Source organism: Burkholderia sp. B10, from assembly GCF_004368385.1.
Lineage (GTDB): Bacteria > Pseudomonadota > Gammaproteobacteria > Burkholderiales > Burkholderiaceae > Burkholderia > Burkholderia vietnamiensis.
Genome location: NZ_PQMX01000065.1, coordinates 1 through 22,074, shown reverse-complemented (window position 1 = coordinate 22,074; position 22,074 = coordinate 1). Strand labels below are relative to the sequence as shown.

Annotated in this window: 17 protein-coding genes; all 17 read right to left on the bottom strand. The window is 66.7% G+C overall.

The window, feature by feature from the left end; genetic code table 11:
- Window position 1 precedes the first annotated feature (1 nt).
- Complete coding sequence (locus C3Y15_RS25045) at window positions 2-2,221, bottom strand: xanthine dehydrogenase family protein molybdopterin-binding subunit (RefSeq protein WP_069246489.1); 2,220 nt, start codon at window positions 2,219-2,221, stop codon at window positions 2-4.
- Between the two features lies 1 nt (window position 2,222).
- Window positions 2,223-2,678, bottom strand: a complete 456-nt coding sequence (locus C3Y15_RS25040) for a (2Fe-2S)-binding protein (protein ID WP_011882245.1) — start codon at window positions 2,676-2,678, stop codon at window positions 2,223-2,225.
- A 143-nt stretch (window positions 2,679-2,821) separates the two neighbouring features.
- Window positions 2,822-3,121: a putative quinol monooxygenase gene (locus C3Y15_RS25035; RefSeq protein ID WP_011882244.1), complete on the bottom strand. Its 300-nt coding sequence runs from the start codon at window positions 3,119-3,121 to the stop codon at window positions 2,822-2,824.
- A gap of 85 nt (window positions 3,122-3,206) precedes the next feature.
- Window positions 3,207-4,265 carry an NADP-dependent oxidoreductase gene (locus tag C3Y15_RS25030; protein WP_045578001.1) on the bottom strand — a complete coding sequence of 353 codons (1,059 nt, stop codon included), beginning with the start codon at window positions 4,263-4,265 and terminating at the stop codon, window positions 3,207-3,209.
- Between the two features lie 187 nt (window positions 4,266-4,452).
- Window positions 4,453-5,073, bottom strand: coding sequence for a TetR/AcrR family transcriptional regulator (locus tag C3Y15_RS25025; RefSeq protein WP_034195070.1), 621 nt, complete (start codon window positions 5,071-5,073; stop codon window positions 4,453-4,455).
- A gap of 201 nt (window positions 5,074-5,274) precedes the next feature.
- Window positions 5,275-8,436 carry a multidrug efflux RND transporter permease subunit gene (locus C3Y15_RS25020; RefSeq protein ID WP_069240219.1) on the bottom strand — a complete coding sequence of 1,054 codons (3,162 nt, stop codon included), beginning with the start codon at window positions 8,434-8,436 and terminating at the stop codon, window positions 5,275-5,277.
- 142 nt (window positions 8,437-8,578) lie between these two features.
- Window positions 8,579-10,228 (bottom strand): dipeptide ABC transporter ATP-binding protein, encoded by a 1,650-nt coding sequence (locus C3Y15_RS25015; protein WP_069246490.1) that lies wholly within the window; start codon window positions 10,226-10,228, stop codon window positions 8,579-8,581.
- Window positions 10,225-11,346 carry an ABC transporter permease gene (locus C3Y15_RS25010; protein ID WP_069246491.1) on the bottom strand — a complete coding sequence of 374 codons (1,122 nt, stop codon included), beginning with the start codon at window positions 11,344-11,346 and terminating at the stop codon, window positions 10,225-10,227. The genes C3Y15_RS25015 and C3Y15_RS25010 overlap by 4 nt, the downstream gene beginning before the upstream one ends.
- Complete coding sequence (locus C3Y15_RS25005) at window positions 11,300-12,352, bottom strand: ABC transporter permease subunit (RefSeq protein WP_011882238.1); 1,053 nt, start codon at window positions 12,350-12,352, stop codon at window positions 11,300-11,302. The genes C3Y15_RS25010 and C3Y15_RS25005 overlap by 47 nt, the downstream gene beginning before the upstream one ends.
- A 13-nt stretch (window positions 12,353-12,365) precedes the next feature.
- Window positions 12,366-14,288 (bottom strand): extracellular solute-binding protein, encoded by a 1,923-nt coding sequence (locus tag C3Y15_RS25000; protein WP_124259678.1) that lies wholly within the window; start codon window positions 14,286-14,288, stop codon window positions 12,366-12,368.
- Between the two features lie 174 nt (window positions 14,289-14,462).
- Window positions 14,463-17,288, bottom strand: a complete 2,826-nt coding sequence (locus C3Y15_RS24995) for a TonB-dependent receptor (RefSeq protein ID WP_059474887.1) — start codon at window positions 17,286-17,288, stop codon at window positions 14,463-14,465.
- A 345-nt stretch (window positions 17,289-17,633) separates the two neighbouring features.
- On the bottom strand, window positions 17,634-18,209 hold the full coding sequence (locus tag C3Y15_RS24990) for a cupin domain-containing protein (protein ID WP_034195066.1): 576 nt from the start codon (window positions 18,207-18,209) through the stop codon (window positions 17,634-17,636).
- Between the two features lie 299 nt (window positions 18,210-18,508).
- The gene (locus C3Y15_RS24985) at window positions 18,509-19,699 is read right to left on the bottom strand and encodes a tetratricopeptide repeat protein (RefSeq protein WP_069240216.1); all 1,191 of its coding nucleotides are present in this window, start codon (window positions 19,697-19,699) and stop codon (window positions 18,509-18,511) included.
- 16 nt (window positions 19,700-19,715) lie between these two features.
- Window positions 19,716-20,147 carry a biopolymer transporter ExbD gene (locus C3Y15_RS24980; RefSeq protein ID WP_059460143.1) on the bottom strand — a complete coding sequence of 144 codons (432 nt, stop codon included), beginning with the start codon at window positions 20,145-20,147 and terminating at the stop codon, window positions 19,716-19,718.
- Window positions 20,148-20,228: 81 nt separating this feature from the next.
- On the bottom strand, window positions 20,229-20,651 hold the full coding sequence (locus tag C3Y15_RS24975) for a biopolymer transporter ExbD (RefSeq protein WP_045578008.1): 423 nt from the start codon (window positions 20,649-20,651) through the stop codon (window positions 20,229-20,231).
- A gap of 20 nt (window positions 20,652-20,671) precedes the next feature.
- Window positions 20,672-21,577: a MotA/TolQ/ExbB proton channel family protein gene (locus C3Y15_RS24970; RefSeq protein ID WP_011882231.1), complete on the bottom strand. Its 906-nt coding sequence runs from the start codon at window positions 21,575-21,577 to the stop codon at window positions 20,672-20,674.
- Window positions 21,578-21,663: 86 nt separating this feature from the next.
- The coding region (locus tag C3Y15_RS24965) for an energy transducer TonB (protein WP_134206880.1) at window positions 21,664-22,074 on the bottom strand (411 nt) is incomplete at its 5' end.

The window sequence follows — 22,074 nt, the reverse complement described above, 5'->3', positions numbered from 1 at the left end:
GTCAAGCCGTCTTCAGCTGGGCGCCGACCGGCAGCTTGCGCAGCCGCTTGCCGGTTGCCGCGAAGATCGCGTTCGCGACGGCCGCCGCGGTGGCCGCGGTGCCCGGTTCGCCGATGCCGCCCGGCGCCTCGGCGCTCTTGACGAGGTGAACCTCGATCGGCGGCGTCTCGTTGATGCGCAGCACCCGGTAATCGTTGAAGTTGCTCTGCACGACGCGCCCGTCCTTGATCGTGATCTCGCCGTACAACGCCCCGGTGATCCCGAAGATGATGCCGCCCTGCACCTGCGCCTCGATCGTGCTCGGGTTCACCACCATCCCGCAGTCGACCGCACACACGGCGCGCTTGACCTGCACTTCGCCGTCCTCCACCGCGACGTCGATCACGATCGAGAAGAAGCTGCCGAACGCGTGCATCACCGACACGCCGCGCCCTTGCCCCTTCGGCAACGGCGAACCCCATCCGGCCGCCTTGGTCGCGACGTCGAGCACGTTGCGCGCGCGCGGCGTCTTGCCGAGCAGCGCGCGGCGGTATTGCGCGGGATCGGTGCTGGTCTGCGCGGCGAGTTCGTCGATGAAGCTCTCGACCACGAACGTGCTGCGGGTCGGGCCGACGCCGCGCCAGAACGCGGTCGGCACGTGGCGCGGCTCCTGGCGCACGTAGTCGACGAGCTGATTCGGCAGGTCGTACGGCAGATCCGCCGCCACCTCGACCGCATCGGGATCGACGCCGTTGTGGAACGCCGGCGGCGCGAAGCGGGCAAGAATCGACGAGCCGACGATCCGGTGCTGCCATGCCACCGGCTTGCCGTTCGCGTCCAGGCCGGCCGAGATCTTGTCGTAGTAGTACGGGCGATACATGTCGTGCTGGATGTCTTCCTCGCGCGTCCACACGACCTTCACCGGCGCGTTCACCTGCTTCGCGATCTTCACCGCCTGCGCGACCATGTCCGTCTCGAGCCGACGGCCGAAACCGCCGCCGAGCAGATGGTTGTGCACGACGATCCGCTCGGGCGCCAGGCCCGTCAGACCGTGCACGGTGTCGCGCACGCGCGTCGGCACCTGCGTGCCGACCCACACGTCGCAGCCATCGCCGCGCACGTGCACCGTGCAGTTGACCGGCTCCATCGTCGCGTGCGCGAGCAACGGTTGCTCGTAGACGGCATCGATGCGCGTCTTCGCGTGCGCGAACGCGTTGCCGACGTCGCCCTCCTTGCGCGCGACCGCGCCCTTGCCGTTCGCGGCGGCGTGTGCGAGATCGGCGACGATGTCCTGCGTCGACACCTTCGCGTCGGCACCCTCGTTCCACTTGACGACCAGCGCGGACGCGCCGCGCTTGGCGGCCCACGTGTGGTCGCCGACGACCGCGACCGCGTCGTCGGCGCGCACCACCTGGCGCACGCCGGGAATCTTCTTGGCGGCCGTAGCGTCGACGCTCGCGACGGTCCCGCCGAACACCGGGCTGTTCACGATCACCGCGTACAGCATGCCGGGCAGCCTCACGTCGAGCCCGAACTGCGCGGTGCCGTCGACCTTCTCCGGCGAATCGAGCCGCTTCACCGGCTTGCCGATCAGCTTGAAATCGGCCGGCTTCTTCAGCGCGACGTCCTTCGGCACCGGCAGCTTCGCTGCGGCGTCCGCAAGCTGGCCATACGATGCGCGCCGGCCGCTCGGCGGGTGCCGCACTTCGCCGTTTTCCGCGCGGCATGCGGCCGGATCGACGCTCCATTGCTTCGCTGCGGCAGACACCAGCAACGTGCGCGCGGTCGCGCCGGCGCGCCGCAGCGGCTCCCATGCATAGCGCACCGACGTCGAGCCGCCGGTCAGCTGGCCGCCGAGCAGCGGATCGGAGAACAGCTTCTCGTTCGGCGGCGCATGGTCGAGCGTGACGCTCGACAGCGGCACCTCGAGTTCCTCGGCGATCAGCATCGGCAGCGCCGTGTAGACGCCCTGTCCCATCTCGACCTTCGGCATCACGAGCGTGACCTGGCCGGCGCGATCGATCTGCACGAACGCGTTCGGCGCGAATACGCCTGGGCGCGCGGGTTCATCCGCGTCGCCGCCGATCACCGAGCGCCGCGCTTCGCCGCCCGCCGCCGGCATGCTGAAGCCGAGCAGCAGGCCACCGCCCGCGGCCGCGCCGAGCGACATGCCGGCCTTCAGAAACGAACGGCGCGACACGCGCGCGCCGACCCGCCCTGCTTCGATCAGTCCTCGCGACATCTCAGCCTCCGTTCGCGGCGTGTTTGACCGCTGCGCGAATCCGGTTGTAGGTGCCGCAGCGGCAGATGTTGCCTGCCATCGCCGCGTCGATGTCGGCGTCGCTCGGATGCGGGTTCGACGCGATCAGCGCGGTGGCCGCCATCACCTGCCCGGACTGGCAATAGCCGCACTGCACCACGTCGAGCTCGCGCCATGCTTCCTGCACCTTCTGGCCGGCCGGCGTCGCGCCGACGGCTTCGATCGTCGTGATCTTGCGGCCGGCGACGGCTGCGACCGGCAGCACGCACGAACGCGCGGCGACGCCGTCGAGATGCACGGTGCATGCGCCGCACTGCGCGATGCCGCAACCGAATTTCGTGCCGGTGAGGCCGACGACGTCGCGCAGCACCCACAGCAGGGGCATGTCGTCAGGCGCGTCGACCGTGCGGCTTTCGCCGTTGATATTGAGGGTGACCATTCAGCCTCCGGGGCCGGTTTATTGGGGAGACGGCGCGGATGATCTGCTGCGCCGCGTTATTGTCGTCATTGCCGCTGCGTGATGCGCAGCGGCTGCCGTGCGGCTCGGGGCGGGAGGCGAGCCGCACGGGTGCTGCTGCGGCGTCAGTCGGCCACGTCGAGGCCGGCCAGCACCTTGATGACCGGCGGCGCCGAGAACCAGTCCGCCGACTTCGTCCGGAACTGCGTGAAGTGCGGGCTGGCGAGGTGCGCATCGAATGCGGCCTGGTCGTCGTAGACCTCGTACAGGTGCAGGTTCGGCGAACCGTCCTGCTCGCGGAACAGGTCGTAGCGGCGGTTGCCCGGCTCGACCCGCGTCTTCGCGACCATGCTGCGCAATTCGGCCTCGGCAGCCTGGAAGTGTTCGGGTTTCACGAACAATGAAGCAATCACGTGTAGCGCCATCTTTCACTCCTTTGGAAACGGAAACGAGCATGCCACAAGCCGGCGTTGCGCGACGCCAGCGTGCAGTGGAGGTGCGGCTGCGGTGTCAGTCGAGCTGGTCTGGGCCGACACGCACGACGACCTTGCCGAAGTTCTTGCCGGCGAGCAAGCCGATCAGCGCCTGCGGCGCTTCGGCGAGGTCGGGGACGACGTCCTCGAGCGTCTTCACCTTGCCCTGCGCGACCCATTCGCTCATCTCCTTCAGGAACGGGGCGTAGCCGGTCGCATAGTGGTCGAGAATGATGAAGCCCTGCATGCGGATGCGCTTGCGCAGGATCGTCCCCATCAGCGCCGGCACGCGATCGCGGCCGGCCGATACGGCGGTGTCGTCGTATGCCGCGTCGTTGTAATGCGCGATGATGCCGCACACGGGCACACGCGCGTGATCGTTGAGCAGCGGCCATACCGCGTCGAACACGGCGCCGCCGACGTTCTCGAAATAGACGTCGATGCCGTCCGGACAGGCATCCTTCAGCCGCGCGGCGAATTGCGGATCGCGGTGATCGACGCAGGCGTCGAAGCCGAGCGTGTCCTTGACGTACGCGACCTTTTCCGCGCCGCCCGCGACGCCGACCACCCGGCAACCCTTCAGCTTCGCGATCTGGCCGACCACCGAGCCGACCGCGCCGCTCGCCGCGGCCACGACCACGGTTTCGCCGGCCTTCGGTTCGCCGATGCTCAGCAGCCCCGTGTACGCGGTGAAGCCCGGCATGCCGAGCACGCCGAGCGCATATGACGGATGCGCGAAGTCGCGGCCGAGCGGGATGAGATCGCGGCCGTCGGACAGCGCATAGTCCTGCCAGCCGCTGCCCGCGACGACCAGATCGCCTTCGCGATACGCGGGCAGGTTCGATGCGACGACGCGGCTGACCGTGCCGCCGACCATCACGTCGCCGAGCGCCACCGGCGGCGCATACGACGGCGCGTCGCTCATGCGGCCGCGCATGTACGGATCGAGCGACAACCAGATGGTGCGCAACAGCACCTGGCCGGCGCCGGGCACCGGCACGTCGGCGGTTTCGACACGGAAGTCATTCGCGGTGGGTGCGCCGACCGGGCGCGCGTTTAGGACGATTCTGCGGTTTGCTGTGTTGCTTTGCGGCATGGGAACCTCCGTCAACAGGTTGGCAAGTGCGGGTTGGCAGTTGCGATTGGCACGATCGGTTCGGTGGCCGATGCGGCGACGTCGTCGGCGAAGCCGCGGCCATCGGGATCGAGCAATGAGATTTCGGTTTAGTAGACCAGTCGTCTAGCGTTGGAGCAAAAACAAGGCGCGCCAGTGCGCGCCTGCATCACACCTGCGTCCCCTCCTCCGTGACGGGTGGCAGGTTCAGCATCCGTCGGGTTTCGCGCATCGCGTGTTCGAGCGGCTTGCGGTTGCGGTGAATCTTTTCCAGCAGCGTTGCGCCGAGCCACAGTTCGTAGAGAGTCGCGGCCGTGTGCGCGGGATCGTCGACGCCGTGCAGCGAACCGTCGGCCAATGCTGCGTCGATGCCGCCCGCGATCCGCTCGATGATCTGGCCGGTGCCGCGCCGCAGGACCGCGCGCATCGCCTCCGACAGATCGGACACCTCGGCGCCGAGCTTCACGGCCAGGCATTTGCCTTCAAGATCGTCCGCGCACTGCGTGTGTAGCCAGTTGCCCCAATACGTCATCAGGCGCTGCGCGCCGGTGCCTTCGTGATGCTTGAGCAGGTTGTCGAGATGCGCCAGATAGCCGTCGAAATACGCTTCGAGCAGCGCTTCGCCGAACGCCTCCTTCGAGCCGAAATAATGGTAGAACGAGCCCTTCGGGATGCCCGCCGCGGCGAGAATCTCGTTCAGACCGACCGCCGAAAACCCCTTGTGGAGCATGATCGGCTTCGCGATGTTCAGGATGTGCTGGCGGACTTCCGCGCCCGAAGATGCATTCATGATGGCGTATCTTAGCAACGATTAGACCGGTCGTCTAGCAAGGCCGGACCGGGGATTTCAGCGGGACTTTACCTGAAGCGCGCCGCATTACAACTTCGCTCTTACGAACAAAAATTCTCGAGAAACGATTCCGTCGAACGAGAAAAGCTGCAGAAAATGCGGTCGGCCGCCATGGCTACTTGACGTTCGCTGCCCTCGAATTCACTCGCGAACGGCCTCGGCCTGACGGTCGTCCCGCTTCGTCACCCCCACACGCCGGCCACGCCGACCACCCGACGCCACGACCCGAAACGCCACCGGCGCGAACACCAGCCCGAACACCGTCGCCGCGAGCACGCCTCCAAACGCGCCGGTCCCGATCGAGCGCCGGCTTTCCGCACCCGCGCCGGTCGCCAGCACCAACGGCACGACGCCGAGCAGAAACGCCATCGACGTCATCACGATCGGCCGAAACCGCGCGGCGGCGGCCTCGACCACCGCCTGCCGCAACGGCACGCCGCGCCCGCCCAGTTCGCGCGCAAACTGCACGATCAGAATCGCATTCTTCGCCGACAAGCCGATCACCGTAATCATCCCCACCTTGAAGTAGACGTCGTTCGGCATTCCGCGCGCGAGCGCGGCCGCCACCGCGCCGACGATCCCGAGCGGCACGATCGTCAGCACCGACAGCGGAATCGTCCAGCTTTCATACAGCGCGGCAAGCGCCATGAACACCGCGAGCACCGACAACCCGACCAGCAGCGGCGTCTGTCGTTCGGCGATCCGCTCCTGGCGCGCCGCGTCGACCCAGTCGTAGCCGATCCCGGCCGGCAGCATCGCGGCAAGCCGCTCCATCTCGGCCATCGCCGCGCCCGAACTGGTGTGGGCCGCCGCCCGGCCGCTGATGTCGAGCGACGGGTATCCGTCGTAGCGATTCAGCATCACGGGCCCGACCGTCCAGTGCGGCGCGGCGATGGCCGACAGCGGCACCATGTCTCCCGTCCGGTTCGGCACCGTCAGCGCCATCAGCTCCCCGTCGGTCGCGCGCGCGGCCGGATCCGCCTCGATGATCACGCGGCGCATCCGGCCCGATGCCGGAAAGTCGTTGATGTAGTTCGAGCCGAACGTGCCGCCGAGCAGGCCCGCGATGCGCTCGAACGGCACGCCGAGCGCATACGCCTTCGCGCGGTCGACGTCTAGTTCGATTCGCGGCGCATCCGGCAAGTCCTCGAAATGCACGGACGCGAGCGCCGGGTCCGCCTTCGCGCGCGCTGCCAGTTGCTCGCGAGCGGCCTTCAGCACGTCGAGCCCGACCCCGCCACGATCCTCGAGACGGAACGTGAAGCCGTCCGCGTGACCGATGCCGGGCACCGATGGCGGCAGCGTCGCTTCTACGTCGCCGTCGAGAATCTCGCCGAAACGCCGATTGAGACGATCGCGCAGCGTCGTCGCATCGACGTCGCGCTGCGCCCAGTCCTTCAGTTCGACGAACGCCATCCCGACGTTCTGCCCGCTGCCGGCAAAACTCCAGCCGATCACGCTCGTCACGTTCGCGACGGCCGGCTCCGCCCGCAGGAGCGCCTCGACGCGCTGCACGACCGCGACCGTGCGCGCCTGCGTGGCGCCGGCCGGCAACTGGATCATCACCTGCAGTTGCCCCTGGTCCTCGGTCGGCAGGAAACCGCCCGGCATCATCCAGTACAGCAGTCCGCACACGGCCACGAATACGACGTAGATGCCCGCGACCGTGCCCGTGCGGCGCACCGCCGACACGGTCATGCGCCGATAGCCGGCCTCCGCGCGAGCGAATGCGACGCCGAAGCGGTCGGCCAGCCGCGTGCCGAGGCCGCGTCGCGGCACGCGGCGGCCCCCGTCTTCGCGACGGCCGACCGGTTTCAGCAGATTCGCGCACAGCGCCGGCGTGAGCGACAGCGCCATGAACGACGACACGAGCATCGACGCGATCATCGACACCGCGAACTGCCGGTAAATGCCGCCGACGCTGCCCGGAAAGAATGCCATCGGCACGAACACGGCCGTCAGTACCGCCGTCACGCCGACGATCGCCCCGCCAATCCGCTTCATCGCACGGCGCGTCGCCTCGCGCGGCGACACGCCCTCCTCCATCACGCGGTGCACGCTCTCGACCACGACGATCGCGTCGTCGACCAGAATGCCGATCGCCAGCACGAGGCCGAACATCGTGAACACGTTGATCGACAGCCCGAACGCCCACATCGCGACGAACGCACCCATCAGCGTGACCGGAATCACGACGGTCGGCACGAGCGTGTAGCGCAGCTCGCGCAGGAACAGCCACATCACGCAGAACACCAGCACGACGGCCTCGGCGAGCGTGAGCACGACTTCCCGGATGGCGATCGTCACGAAATGCGCGCCGTCGAACGGAATCTCGATCGCGACGCCCGGCGGCAGCGTCTTCGACAGCGCGGCAAGCCGCGCACGAATCGCGTTGGAGGTTTCGAGCGCGTTGCCGCGCGGGCCGAGCTGGATGCCGACGGTGGCCGCCGGACGGCCGTTCAGCCGGGAATAGAACGAATAGTCGTCGCGGCCGATTTCGACGCGGGCGACGTCGGCGACGCGCACCACCGAACCGTCCTGCTTCGACTTCAGCACGATCCGGCCGAACTCCTCCGGCGTCGTCAGTTGTCCCTTGACGACGATCGTCGCCGTCAGCTGCTGGCCGTGCACGGACGGCGCATCGCCGATCGCGCCGGCCGTCACCGTCGCGTTCTGTGCGCCGATGGCCGCGATCACGTCGTCGGCGCCGAGGTCGTATTCGCGCAACTTGCCCGGATCGAGCCAGACCCGCAGCGCCTCGTCGGCGTCCCACAGCTGGGCCGAGCCGACGCCCGGCGCGCGCTTCAGTTCGCGCAGCACGTAACGGTTCAGATAATCGCCGAGCTGCGCGGAGTCGCGCGTGCCGTCGGTCGACGTCAGCGTGACGAGCATCAGGAACGTGTTGGCCGCCTTGAACACGCCGATGCCCTGCTGCACGACCTGCTGCGGCAGCCGCGGCTCGACCTGCTTCAGCCGGTTGTTGACGTCGACGAGCGCGATGTCCGGATCGGTGCCCGGCGCGAACGTCACGTCGATCTCGAGATTGCCGTGACCGTCGCTGCTCGTCTCGTAGTACTGCAGGCCGTCGGCGCCGTCGAGGCTTTCCTCGATGATGCTGCCGACGTCGCCGTCGACCGTCTCGGTCGACGCGCCCGGATAGGCCGCGGTGATGACGACGCGCGGCGGCGCGAGGCGCGGATACTGCGCGATCGGCAATTGCGGAATGGCCAGCACGCCCGCGACGACGATCGCGAGCGCGACGATCCACGCAAATACCGGGCGGTCGATGAAGAACGACGGCATCGCGGTGCGTCAGCGAAGGGCCAGCGGCGCGACTGCGCTTGCCGCCGGGCCGAACGACCGGTGGCGGGCGTCGTCGCGCCGCATCGAACCTGCGTCGCTGCGCGACGCCCGGGCGGCACGGGCGCCCCGCGCCCGACTCACGTCAATCATGTGCATCCCCTTCCCTCCGCTCTGATTCAGGTTCCGGATCCGGTGCGAGCATCGACGACGCGAGCAGCGCCCGCGTATACGGATGGGACGGCGCGTGCAACACGTCGAGCGTATCGCCCTCCTCGACCACGCGTCCGGCCTTCATCACGATGACCCGGTGGGCCATCGCGCGCATCACCGCGAGATCGTGCGTGATGAACAGGTAGCTCAGTGCGTACTTCTTTTGCAGACGCGTCAGCAGATTCAGCACCTGCTTCTGGATCGACACGTCGAGCGCGCTCGTCGGCTCGTCCAGCACCAGGAGCTCGGGCTCCACCGCCAACGCGCGCGCGATCGCGATGCGCTGGCGCTGGCCGCCGGAAAATTCGTGCGGATAGCGCAGCATCGCTTCGGCCGGCAGGCCGACCTCCTGCAGCAGCGCGGCGACCCGCGCGCGCCGCGCGGCGCCGGCCACCGCCGGTTGGTGCACGGCGAGCCCCTCGCCGACGATCTGCTCGACCGTCATGCGCGGCGACAGCGAGCCGAACGGATCCTGGAACACGACCTGCATGCGGCCGTACAGCGTGCGCCGGCCGCGCGTCGTGCGCAGCGACGCCAGCGGCATGCCGTCGATTTCGATGCCGCCCGACGCCGGCCGCTGCAGCCCGAGCACGGCCGCCGCCAGCGTCGATTTCCCCGACCCCGATTCGCCGACGATGCCGAGCGTCTCGCCGCGTTTCAGGCTCAGCTTCACGTCGTGTACGGCCCGAAACGCCGTCTTGCCGAATACCCCGCGCCAGCCCTTCGTCGCGATGCGGTAATCGACGGCGAGCTGCTGCACGTCGAGGATCGTCGGCGCGCCGGCCGCCACCGGCTCGATGGCGCGTTGCGGCGCGCTGTCGAGCAGCCGGCGCGTGTATGCGTGTTGCGGCGCGGCGAACAGCGCGGCGGTCGTGTTCGTCTCGACGAGCACGCCCTGCTCCATCACGGCCACGCGCTGCGCGAAGCGCCGCACGAGGTTCAGGTCATGCGTGATCAGCAGCACGGCCATCCCGCGCGCGGCCGCCTCCTGCTCCTGCAGTTCGATCAACAGGTCGACGATCTGCTGGCGCACCGTCACGTCGAGCGCGGTCGTCGGCTCGTCGGCGAGCAACAGCCGCGGCCGGCACGCGAGCGCCATCGCGATCATCGCGCGTTGCCGCTGGCCGCCCGACAACTGGTGCGGAAAACTGTCGATGCGCCGCTCCGGCTCCGGGATCCCGGTACGCCGCAGCAGCGCGATGCCGCGTTCGCGCGCGTCGCCCGAGCGCAGCCCCTCGTGCAGCCGCAGGCTCTCGGCGATCTGCTTGCCGATCGTATACAGCGGGTTGAGCGCCGTCATCGGCTCCTGGAACACCATCGCGATATCGGCACCGCGGATGCCGCGCATCTGCTGCTCGGTCTTCGCGAGCAGATCCTCGCCGTCGAACAGCATCTGCCCCGACAGCGTCGCCTGCTGCGCGAGCCGCAGGATCGACAGCGCCGTCACGCTCTTGCCCGAGCCCGACTCGCCGACGAGCGCGACACGCTCGCCGCGCCCGACCGCGAGGCTCAGATCCTGCACGGCGGCTTTCGCGCCGAAGTGCGCGGAGAACCGCCGGATGTCCAGCAAGGGCGCGGTCATCGTTGTTCCCCGCCGAAGGCCGAGCCGCGCGCGCGCATGTCGAGCGCGTTGCGCAGCGCGTCGCCCATGAACGTGAGCAGCAGCAGCGTGACGACCAGCGCCGCGAACGCGGAGATCGAGATCCACCACGCGTCGAGGTAGTTCTTGCCTTCCTGCAGCAGCTCGCCGAGGCTCGGCGTCGGCGGCAGCACGCCGAGGCCGAGGAAGTCGAGGCTCGTGAGCGACAGGATCGCCGCGCTCATCCGGAACGGCAGGAACGTGATCACCGGCGTCAGGCTGTTCGGCAGCACGTGCCGCCACATGATCTGCCGGTTCGACAGCCCCATCGTGCGAGCGGCCTTCACGTAGTCGAGCGCGCGGTTGCGCAGGAACTCGGCGCGCACGTAGTCGGACAGCACGAGCCAGCCGAACATCGACAGCAGGATGAACAGCAGCCACAGCGACGGCTCGAAGATCGACGCGAAGATGATCAGCAGGTACAGGTCGGGCAGCGCGCTCCAGAGTTCGATCAGGCGCTGCCCGACGAGATCGGTGCGCCCGCCGTAGAAGCCCTGCAGCGCGCCCGTCAGCACGCCGATCGCGACGCCCGACACCGTCAGCGCGAACGCCATCAGCACCGACAGCCGAAATCCGTACAGCAGCCGCGCGAGGACGTCGCGGCCGAACTGGTCGGTGCCGAGCCAGTTGCTCGCGGACGGCGGCGCCGGGTACGGCCGCGACGCGAAATAGTCGATCGTGTCGTAGCGGTAGCGGTTCGGCGGGTAGATCGCGAAATTGCCGTGCGACTCGATCTTGGCCCGGATGTACGGATCGAGATAATTCGTTTTCGCCGGAAAATCGCCGCCGAACTGTGTCTCCGGATAGTCCTTCACGATCGGGAAATAATAGTGGCCGTCGTAGCGCACCACCAACGGCCGGTCGTTCGACAATCCTTCGGCCAGCAGGCTGAGTGCGAACAGCGTGACGAAGATCACGAGGCTCCAGTAGCCGAGGCGCTGCGCGCGAAACCGCAGCCACGTGCGTCGCCACGGCGACGGCGACTGCGACGCCGCGCCCGCGACGGCGGCCGGATCAGTGGTCCAGCCGGCTGAACTGGATACGGGGGTCGACGAGGACATAGCAGATATCCGCGATAAGCTTGGTCAGCAGACCAATCAGGGTGAACAGGAACAGCGAGCCCAGCACGACCGGATAGTCGCGGCGGATCACCGAGTCGTACGACAGTTGCCCCATCCCGTCGAGCGAGAACAGCGTCTCGATCAGCAGGTTGCCGTTCAGGAAGGCACCGACGAACGCGGCCGGCAGCCCCGTGAGCAGCGGGATCGCGGCATTGCGCAGCACGTGCTTCCACAGCACGTCGCGTTCCGGCGCGCCCTTCGCGCGGGCGGTCAGCACGTATTGCCGGCCGATTTCGTCGAGGAACGTGTTCTTCGTGAGGATCGTGACGATCGCGAAATTGCCGACCACCGACGCGGTGACGGGCATCACGATGTGCCACAGATAGTCGAGGGTCTTGCCGAGCAGCGTCAGGTCGTCGAAGTTGTCCGACGTGAGCCCGCGCATCGGAAACACCTGCCAGAACGTGCCGCCGCCGAACAGCATCAGCAGCAGCACACCGAGCACGAAACCCGGCACGGCGTAGCCGGTCAGCACCAGCACGCTCGTCACGGTGTCGAACCGCGAGCCGTTGCGCACCGCCTTCGCGATGCCGAGCGGCACCGATATCAGGTAGGTGAGGATCACCGTCCACAAGCCGAGCGTGATCGACACCGGCAGCTTCGAGCGGATCACGGCCCACACGCTGCGGTGCGCGAAATAGGACTGCCCGAGGTCGAACGTCGCGTAGCTTTTCAGCATCAGCAGATAGCGCTCGAGCGGCGGCTTGTCGAAACCGAACTGCTTGCGGATCTGCTCGATCTGCTGCGGGTCGACGCCCTGGCTGCCGTGGTAGCCGCCGCCGCCTCCGCCCGCGTCCCCGCCGCGCGCGCTGCCGTGGCGCAACTGCGCGAGCACCTGCTCGACCGGGCCGCCCGGCACGAACTGCGTGACCGCGAACGTGATCGTCACGACCCCGATCAGCGTCGGGATCATCAGCAGCAACCGCCTCAATATGTATGCCAGCATCGTAGCTCCCTCGTCAGGCCGCCGGAGCGGGTTGGGCCGCCGGCCGCTTCACGTACCAGTAGTCGATGATCCAGTCCTCGTACTGATAGGAAGCCGGCACGACTGGCGGATGGCCGAGCGCCGTCTTGTACGCGATCCGCGCGTTCGGCAGGTAGTACTGCGGGACCAGCACATACAGGTTGATCAGCACGCGGTCGAGGGCATGCACGGCCGTCTCGAGATCGTCGAGCGTACTGGCCGTGAGCGCCGCTCGAATCAGTGCGTCGACCGCCTTCGACTTCACGCCCGGATAGTTCTCCGAGCCGGGCTGCGATGCGGCCTCGCTGCCGAACCGGCGTGTCAGCTCCGCACCCGGGATCGTCACGGGCAAGTAGATATAGGTCGTCATGTCGTACTCGAAATTGTCGAGCCGCTTCTGGTAGAGCGCGCTGTCGAGCTCGTGCAGGTACGCATGGATGCCGAGCGTCTCGAGCGCCTGCGTGTACGGCAGGATCAGACGGTCCATCCCGGGCTGGTCGTCGATGATCTCGATCGTCATCGGCGTGCCGTTCGCGTCGCGCAGCGCGCCGTCGCGATAGTGCCAGCCGGCCTGCGCGAGCAGGTCGCGGGCTTGCCTGAGGTTCGCGCGCAGCGAGCCGGGCGGCAGCGTCGACGGCTGTTTGATCATCGGGCCGAACACCTCCGCCGGCAGCGTCGACCGGTAAGGTTCGAGCAGCGCGAGCTCCTTCGCGCTCGGCATGCCGGACGCCGCGAACGGGCTCGCCTCCCAGAAGCTGTTGGTGCGGCGATACTGCCCGTAGAACATCATCCGGCTCATCCAGTCGAAGTCGAATGCCAGCGCGAGCGCATGCCGCACGCGCACGTCCCGGAACATCGGCTTGCGCAGGTTCATCATGAAGCCCTGCATCTGCGCGGGGCCGTCCGGGAATTCGCCCTTCTTCAACAGCCCGTTGCGGAAGTTCTTGCCGACGTACTTGCGCGCCCACTGCGTCGAGCTGTATTCCATCCGCGCGTCGACATCGCCGGCCTTGAACGCCTCGAGCGCCGTGTATTGGTCGAGATACAGCTTGAACGACACGCGCGCGAAGCGGAACATCCCGCGCCGCGACGGCAGGTTCGCGGCCCAGTAGTGCGGGTTGCGCACGTATGCGATCTGCTTGTCGTTTCTGCGCTGCTCGATCAGGTACGCGCCGCTCGCGATCGGCGGCACGTTCGCGATCTGGTCGAACGGTGGGCGCGTACCGTCGGCGCGCTGCCCCCACTTCGGCGAGAACACCGGCAGGTCGCCTGCGATCAGCGCCGCGTCGCGCTCCGCGTGCTTGAATTCGAAGCGGATCGTGTGGCTGTCGACCACCACCGCGCGCTTGATGATCGAGAACTGCGCGTTGTAGATCGGCGACGCTTGGGGGCTCGCCAGTGTGTCGAGCGAATACTTGACGTCGGCCGCGGTGATCGCGTCGCCGTTCGAGAAGCGTGCGGCCGGATTGATGTGAAACGTGGCCGACAGCCCGTCGGACGCCACTTCGACGTCGTCGGCGATCAGCGCGTATTCGGACGCCAGCTCGTCCCAGCTGCGCTGCATCAGCGTGTCGAACATCAGGTTCTTGATGTCCGGCGCGGGCGACCCGCGGGTCAGGAAGGGATTCAGCGAGTCGTAGCTCTGGGCCGTATCGTAGTTCTCGAAGTTGAGCGTGCCGTCATTCGGCGCGTCGGGATCCGCATAATCGAAATGCGTAAAGTTGGCCGAGTACTTGGGCTGATCGTATTGAGAGATCGCGTTGGCGGCCTCGGCGGCCGAAGGCGCGAAAGCGTTCAGCGTCGACGCCACGCACACGGCAGCTGCGATGCGAGCGATTCGCCCGCGTTGCCGGCCGGCCCGCAGCGCAAAGCGAACCGATTGCGGCGCGTGCGGCAAACGCAACGTTACAAGTCTCATCTTCTGCTTGTCCAGGGATGCGCCGGCTGGCTGCCGGCACGGATTCAGTATGGTTGTCGCAACGGCTCGACGCCGCCGGATCGCACATAACGGCGTCAGGCCGGAAAGGGCCGCTCCCGGCGGGTAAAGGGAAGCGGAGCGGCCCATCGCGTGCCATTCAAACCGATTGCAGCATCAGAACTTGTAGGTCGCGCCGATCTGCGCGAATCGACCGACATACGTGTACAGCGACGTGTCATAGCCCGTCTGGTAGCTCGCGTTCATAAAGACCGGGTCGAACGGCGGCGCACGATTGAAGATGTTGTCGATGCCGGCGTAGATCGTCCAATGCTTGAAGCCGGTGTAGCTGACCATCAGGTTGAACTGACTGTACGAAGCCACGCTGTCCTGCATGTTCGGATACTGGCCCGGCGACAGGATGGCCTGGCTGTACGGTCCCGTGAACATCCACGTCAACGTCGCATTCCATTGGTTGTGGTAGTTCCAGTTCAGACTCGTATTGCCCTTCCAGCGCGGGAAGCTGCCGCCGAACGGCTCGTTCAGCGAACCGTTGTTGCCCGCGAAGTCGGTCGTCTCGCCGCCCACCGGCATCTTGAAGTGCCATACGTAGGCCCAGTCACCCGACAGCGTGAACGTACCGATCTTGGTCGACACCGATTGGCGGAAGGTCGTCTCGAAGCCGTCGGTGTCGAGCGACGACAGATTCATATACGGCAGCACCACATACGCGATGGAGCCGTTCGGGTTACGGATCACCTTCGACGGATCGTTCTGGTCGACCACCGTCTGGATGTCTTCCGTGCCGATCACGTTGTCGATGTGGATCTTGTACCAGTCGAAGCCGAAATCGGTATTGCGGGTGGGCGACAGCTGGAAGCCGATGTTGTAGTTCTTGGTGCGCTCCGGTTGCAGCTTGCTGTTACCGGCCTGCACTTCCTCGACGAGGTTGTATGCGTTCGGGTTGTTGGGATCGTTCGAATCGACCGCGCCCTGCGCGCTGTAGGTCCTCGACGAAGTGTTTTCGATCAGCGTCGGTGCGCGGAAGCCGCGGTTGTAGGAACCGTACACCGTCAGCTCGCGGATCGGCTGGAAGCGCAACGCGAAGCGCGGCGAGAACGCGCCACCGAAGTCGCTGTAGTGGTCGTAGCGACCCGACTGGCTGAACGTCAGGTTCTTCAGGATGGGAATGTCGATCTGGTAGTAGACCGCCGCGACGTTGCGCTCGCCGTTGACCGATTGCAGCGACGGCTGGATGAACGTGCCGTTCACGTAGTCCGCGCCTGTACCGATGTACTGGCTCTGGTGCGTGAATTGCGTACCGAGACCGAGGCCGACGTTACCCGTGGGCAACGTGAACAGGTTCGGCGTCGACAGCGTCGCATCGACAGCGTCGAGCTTCGTGATGGCCTGCGTCGACGTGCTTCCGTAAAGGCCGTTCAACCCGTTCGGTGTCGACGACGGATTGGCGAAGTTGAACACGCCGTTCTGGACGATGTTCTCCAGCGCGGCCGCGTTGATCAGGTTCGAATAGTTGTTCGACACCGTGTTCTGCGAATGCGTGTAGGACGCGGTCCAATCCCAATCGCCCACGCGCGGCGTGCTGAACGAGCCTTTCACACCCGTCGCGGCACGCCAGAAGTTCGAGCTCGTGTGCACGGACTGCGTGGCCGGGAACGAGTAGACCAGCTTGGCCGGCACGCCGAACGGGTTATACGGGTTGCTGCCCGGCACGAGGTTCGAAATCGGGTTGAGACCGCCCGTCGCCGAATCGTAGGTCTGCGTGCTGTTGCCGAGGCGGCCGACGAAATTGTTCGTGACCGTCGTATTGTTGCTTTCCCAGAGATCGGCGAACGCCTGCATCGCGTCGCTGATCTTGAAGTCGGCGTGCACCTTCGCGCTGAGGCGTTCGGTCCACGGCGACAGCGACGATGCGTACGCGGTGTTGTTTGCGCAGACCGTGCCCGGACCGTTGACCTGCGCGACGGAGGTGCCCGGCACGGCCTGGCCTCCGTTCGGACACGGGCTCAGCGGCACCTTCGCGCCGGTGGTCGGATTACGCCAGTACGACACGTTCTGGTTCGACAGGCCGCCCGGGAAATTGGAGAAGTCCTGGTTCTGCGTCGTGTCGCGATCGGCGATCGAGATGCCGTTCGACTTGTAGTAGCTGAGCGCCGCCGTCACGTTGAAGCGGTCGGCGTTCAGGTCGCCGATGCCGCCGAGGATGCTGAACTGCGTCGTGCCCTGGCCGCCTTCACCGTTTGTCGCACCACCGTAGCTGCCGCCCAGTTCAAGGCCCTGAAAGTTTTTCTTCGTGATGATGTTCACCACGCCCGCGATTGCGTCCGAACCATACTGGGACACCGCGCCGGTCTTGACGATTTCGATGCGGTCGATGATGTTGAGCGGCAGCGTATTCAGGTCGAAGAACTGATCGCTGCCGTTCACGGCGAACGCATACGGCGACACCCGCATGCCGTCGATCAGCACCAGCGTGTATTTCTCGCTGAGGCCGCGCAGCGCGATACCTGCGCCGCCCGGCGCGAAGCTGTTCGTCGAACCTTCGCTCCAGCTGCTTGCCGAATTCGCCGAGGTGCTGCGCAGGTAATCAGCGACGTTGGTCTGACCGCTGTTCTGGATGTCCTTGCTCGTGATGGTCTGCACCTGGTTGAAGCCGACCTTGTCGGCCTGCCGGATCAGCGAACCCGTCACTTCGAATCGCTTGATCTGCGCGACCTTGCCTTGTCCGTTCGCGCCGGGCGCGGCCGGCGTCGCCACGGCTGCCGCACCCGATGCCGCGGCACCCGTGGCAGCGACAGCGCCCGCCGTGCCGTTCGCCTGCGAAACGGTCACGGGTGCGCCGTTCGCGACCGCATCCGCGATCGATGCGGCTCCCGGCGCCGGCTGGCTCTGGGCGAACGCCGGCGGCACCAGCACGGCCGTCAACGCCAGCTCCGCCCAGACTATCCTCTTGATGGCCAACGCCAAAACTTTCTGCTTCATCTTGTTCCCTCTCGCTCGTAGTAAGACCCCACCTGCTGCACGCCGGAACTTTGTGAGTTCCTTGCGCGTCCTGGGCGCCCGTGTAACGGACCCCGCCATAGCCACCCTTTCGACTGCCACGACTCGAACGGATCGGCCTCGGGCACCCGTGCCACTCGGCATCACCGTCTCTTAACGTTTTTATTCGCAATACTTACTACATGTAATGAGCGCACTTCCTGCAACTTCCAATTCGATGGACGACGAGCAGTGAAGACGTCTGCCGGCCGTACTGCGTACTGCGTGCTGCCTTCCATCGATTGGATACTTCTTCTGCGTCGCGGCGTGCGGCGCCTGCCGCCTCCGCTAGAACAGCCTCGGCGTGCCAACCCAGACGATCACCGCCTCTTCGTCGGCCGTGTTGTGCCACGCATGCGGCACCGTCGATTCGTAATGCGCGGTATCGCCCGCGTTCAGCGTGAACGTGCAATCCTCGAGCGTCAGCGCGACCTGCCCGCGCATCACGTAGACGAATTCCTCGCCCGCATGGGTCGTTATCTCGGACGGCGACTGCCCCGCCGGCATCCTGACGAGAATCGCGTCGAGCTTGCGGCCATCCGCCGGGTTCGTCAGCTTGGCGAACAGGTTGGCCGAGTTCGTGAACTGGAAATACTGCAGCGCGTGCGCACGGCATACCGAACGCGCTTCTGTCGGCGTGTCGATGAAGTACTGCATCGTGACGCCCAACGCTTGCGCGATCCGGACCAGCGACGTGATCGACGGCGTCGCGCGCCCGCGTTCGACCTGGGACAGGAACGGCTTCGAAATGCCTGCGATCCCGGCCGTTTCGTCGAGCGTGAGCTTCAGACGCTGGCGCAGCGCCCGGATCTTGTTGCCTAGCGATACGGCGACCAGAACCGACTCATCAGCGGACACAGTCATGGAAGTGCGGGGCCTCGCAGTCGAAACTGGTTTGATGTCGTCGATCCTTGACCGATGCGATGACGCGACCGGCTCGGCGGGATACCCGGCCGCGCGCTGCCGCGGGCAGCCGGCGCGTGGTGCGGCGTGGCGCCGTCGTCGCCCGTCATCGGATGTTTCGCAAATTTGATTCGCCTTGCTAATCAACAAGATCGCCCCTTTCCATCTTCATGTCCGACCTTCGACGGCTGGTCCTTCTGCCGCGCTACGCTGCTCGTCGATCGCGTGCGTGTCGCACGCCGTCGTGCCCTTACGTCGCGCTACCGGGAGGCCACCGCGATCCACAGCTTCGCCAGATCCGCCGAGCCGTCGTTACCCTTCACCGTGCGCAGCACCTGGACCGCATGCGCCTTCTGGCCCGCCACGTAGTACGCCTCGCCGAGCCGCAGCCGCGCCGCATCGGGATGCTCGAGCCCGCCCTTCGCGATCACCTGCTCCATCGTCGACAGCCCCTGCGCCGCGTGGCCCGCAAACACCAGATTCATGCCGACATCGAGCGGCGCCACCGGATTGGCTGCGTCCGCACCCGCTTGCGCACGCTTGGCAGCCAGCGCCTGCAGCCGCTTCTCGCGGTTCGCCTGCCCATCCTTGCCGAGCACACCGGACGCGAATCCCTGGTCGATCACCTGCCTGCCTTCAGCGGGCGTTCCTGCCACCAGCGCGAGCTGCGTCATCTCCATGTAGCCGTCGGCCGTCGTCAGCGTGCCCGTCGCCCTGCGCAACCGGTAGATGTCGAGGTCGAGCGACGACAGGTAGCCGGGGCTGCCGCGAATGGCCGAGATCATGTCCGCCCAGTACGCGGGGCTCGGATGATAAGCGACCAGCATGCCGAGCGCGCTGCGATAGGCACCGGCATCCTTGCTCTTTTGCGCACAGGTCGCCAGCATCTGCAACTGCCCTTCGTCGGGCGCATGGCCGGCCTGCGCCTGCGCCTCCGTGCTCGCCTTCAACTGGCTCACGACCTGGCTGCAATCGTTCGACAGGTAATACAACTGTGTGAGCAGCGTGCGCATGTCCGGATCCGTGCCGCCCGCCTTCAGGTAGCGCTGCGCGACGCGGATCGCCTGCGGATAGTTCTTCTGCTGGAAATAGATCCCGGCGAGCGCCGCCGTGGTCCGCTGCTCATCCGCGCCCGACAGGCGCCCCGAGTTCAGGACGGTTTCGTAGGCCTGCGCGGCCACGCCGGTATCGCCGGCCGCCATCGCCGCCGCGCCGCGCGTCGCTTCCACCATGTAGGTTTCATACGGCGTGCGATTCGGCACGGCGGCCGCCTGCGCGATCTTGCCGAGCGCGTCGCGATACTTGTGCGCGCGATACAGGTCCTGCGCCGCCGCCAGCGGCTTCGCCACATCGGGCCGCAACGTGTCGGCCGCCCACGCCGGCCGGCCGAGCACGCAGGCCGCCCCGAGCGCCGTCAGCGCCATCATCCGTTTCCATCGTCGCTGGTTCATCGGTCGGCCTGTTCCGTCATTGCATGAACTGCTCGTTTCCGATCAAGCCGATCTTCGTCGCGCCCACACGCTGCGCGGACGCCAGTACGGCCGCCACGTCCTTGTACGGCGCCAGCTTGTTCGCCCGCAGATGGATCTCCGCCTGCACGGGCTCGTGCGCGACCGTCGTCAGCTTCGCCTCGAGTGCCGCGCGATCCGGCACCGGCGCGCCGTTCCACGTGGTCGTGCCGTCGAAGTCGATGTCGATCTGCACGACCTCCGGCGGCGTAGCGGGCGGCGGAGGGTTGCCCACCGGCAGATCCATCTTCACCGAGTGCATCTGAATCGGGATCGTGATGATCAGCATGATCAACAGCACCAGCATCACGTCGATCAGCGGCGTGGTGTTGATGTCGACCATCACGTCCGGCTCGCCGCCGCCCCCGCCCGAAGGCACGTTCATTCCCATCGTCTGCTCCTGTCGATGCTCGCGCTGATTCCATGCGTCGCGGTCAATCGGAATCGGCGCGCATGCTGTTCCCCTGCAAGGCTAACCACCCCGCGCCGGCGGTTCCGTAATGAACGACACCTTCGCGATACCGGCCCGCTCGCACATCGTGACGACCCGGCCGATGAACTCGTAGCGCGTGTTCTGGTCGCCCCGCACGTGCACGCTCGGCTGCGGTTGCTGCTGAGACGCCCCCTTCAGCTTCGCGAGCAACGTCGACGCATCCACCAGTTGCTCGCCCCAGAAGAAATCGCCGTCGCGGTTCACCGCGATCTCGACGCTTTTCGGCGTCGTCTGCAGCGGCTGCACGACCTCCTTCGGCAACTGCAGCTGGATCGTGTGCGTGACGACCGGAATCGTGATCAGGAAGATGATCAGCAGCACCAGCATCACGTCGACGAGCGGCGTCGTGTTGATGTTCGCGATCACCTCGTCGCTTTCGTCCTGCCCGACGTTCATGCCCATCGCGCGCCTCCGTCAGCCGGTCAGTTCACGAGCGACGCGGCACGCGACGGCGCGCGAGCGGCACGCTTGCCGCCGGCCAGCAGCACGGTATGCAGCTGGGCGCCGAAGTTGCGGACCCGCTCCATCACCGACTTGTTGCGCCGGACGAGGAAGTTGTAGCCGAGTACGGCAGGCACCGCGACTGCCAGGCCGATCGCCGTCATGATCAGCGCCTCGCCCACGGGGCCCGCGACCTTGTCGATCGACGCCTGGCCCGCGATCCCGATCGCCGTCAGCGCGTGATAGATGCCCCAGACAGTCCCGAACAGCCCGACGAACGGCGCGGTCGAACCGACCGTCGCCAGGAACGCGAGCCCGTCCTGCATGCGGTTCGACACGTTCGTGATCGACCGCTCGACGGACACGTCGATCCACGTGTTGCGGTCCACGGCTTCGAGCAATGCCTCCTCGTGATGCTCGCCCGCCTCGATCGCCGTTTCGGCGATGAAGCGGAACGGCGATGCCTCGTCGAGCAGCTTCGCGCCCTCCGCCAGCGAAGGCGCGCTCCAGAGTTGCGCGTCGGCGAGCTTCGCGCGGCGGTTCGCCCGCAACTGCTCGACGAACTTCGTGACCATGATGTACCAGCTGCCCATCGACATGATCACGAGCAGGATCAGCACGAAGCGCGCGACGAAGTCGCCGTTCTTCCATAGCGCGCCGAGCCCGTACGGATTCTCGACCGCTTCGGTGGCGGCAGGCGCCGGCGGCGGTGCCGGCTCGGCGGCGGCAGGCGCCTGCGCAGGCGCCGCAGCCTGTGTCGACGCATCGGATGCCGCCGCGGATCCGCTCGCTTGCGCGTAAGCGAATTGCGGTGCAACGAGCCCGTCGATCGCGGCGACGGACATCAACAGGCTTGCCGCCAGCGCGGCCAGAGAACGCTTGGTCATAACCCACTCCGATTCTTTCGTATAACTTATGATTAAATTTCAGGCCGGTTTTCTCCGGTCCGGCTCCCGCCGGACCGCCCACTGCATCAATTCAGGTTGAACGAGAACGGCACCTGCACCCGTACTGCCTGGCCTTGCGCCACGCATTTGAACCGCTTCACGGTGTTGTAGGCGGCACGATCGAGCACGGGGTCGGCCGACTGGGCCACGCGTTCGTTCGTGATGTTCCCTTCCGCATCCACGACGAACTCGATCGTCACGTCACCGGTGATGTTGTTTTCCTGCGCTTCCTTCGGGTACTGCATCGATGCGCGGATCGTGTCCGAATTCGGGCAGACGACGCCCACTTCGTGACTGACCGGCTTGGCAGGTGCGGGCGGTGCGATGACGGGCGCTTGCACGGCCGGCGCGGACTGCACTGGTGCCGACTGATGCGTGATCGTCGCCTGCGGCGGCGCTTGCACCGGCACTTCAGGCGGCGGCACGAACGGCGGCGG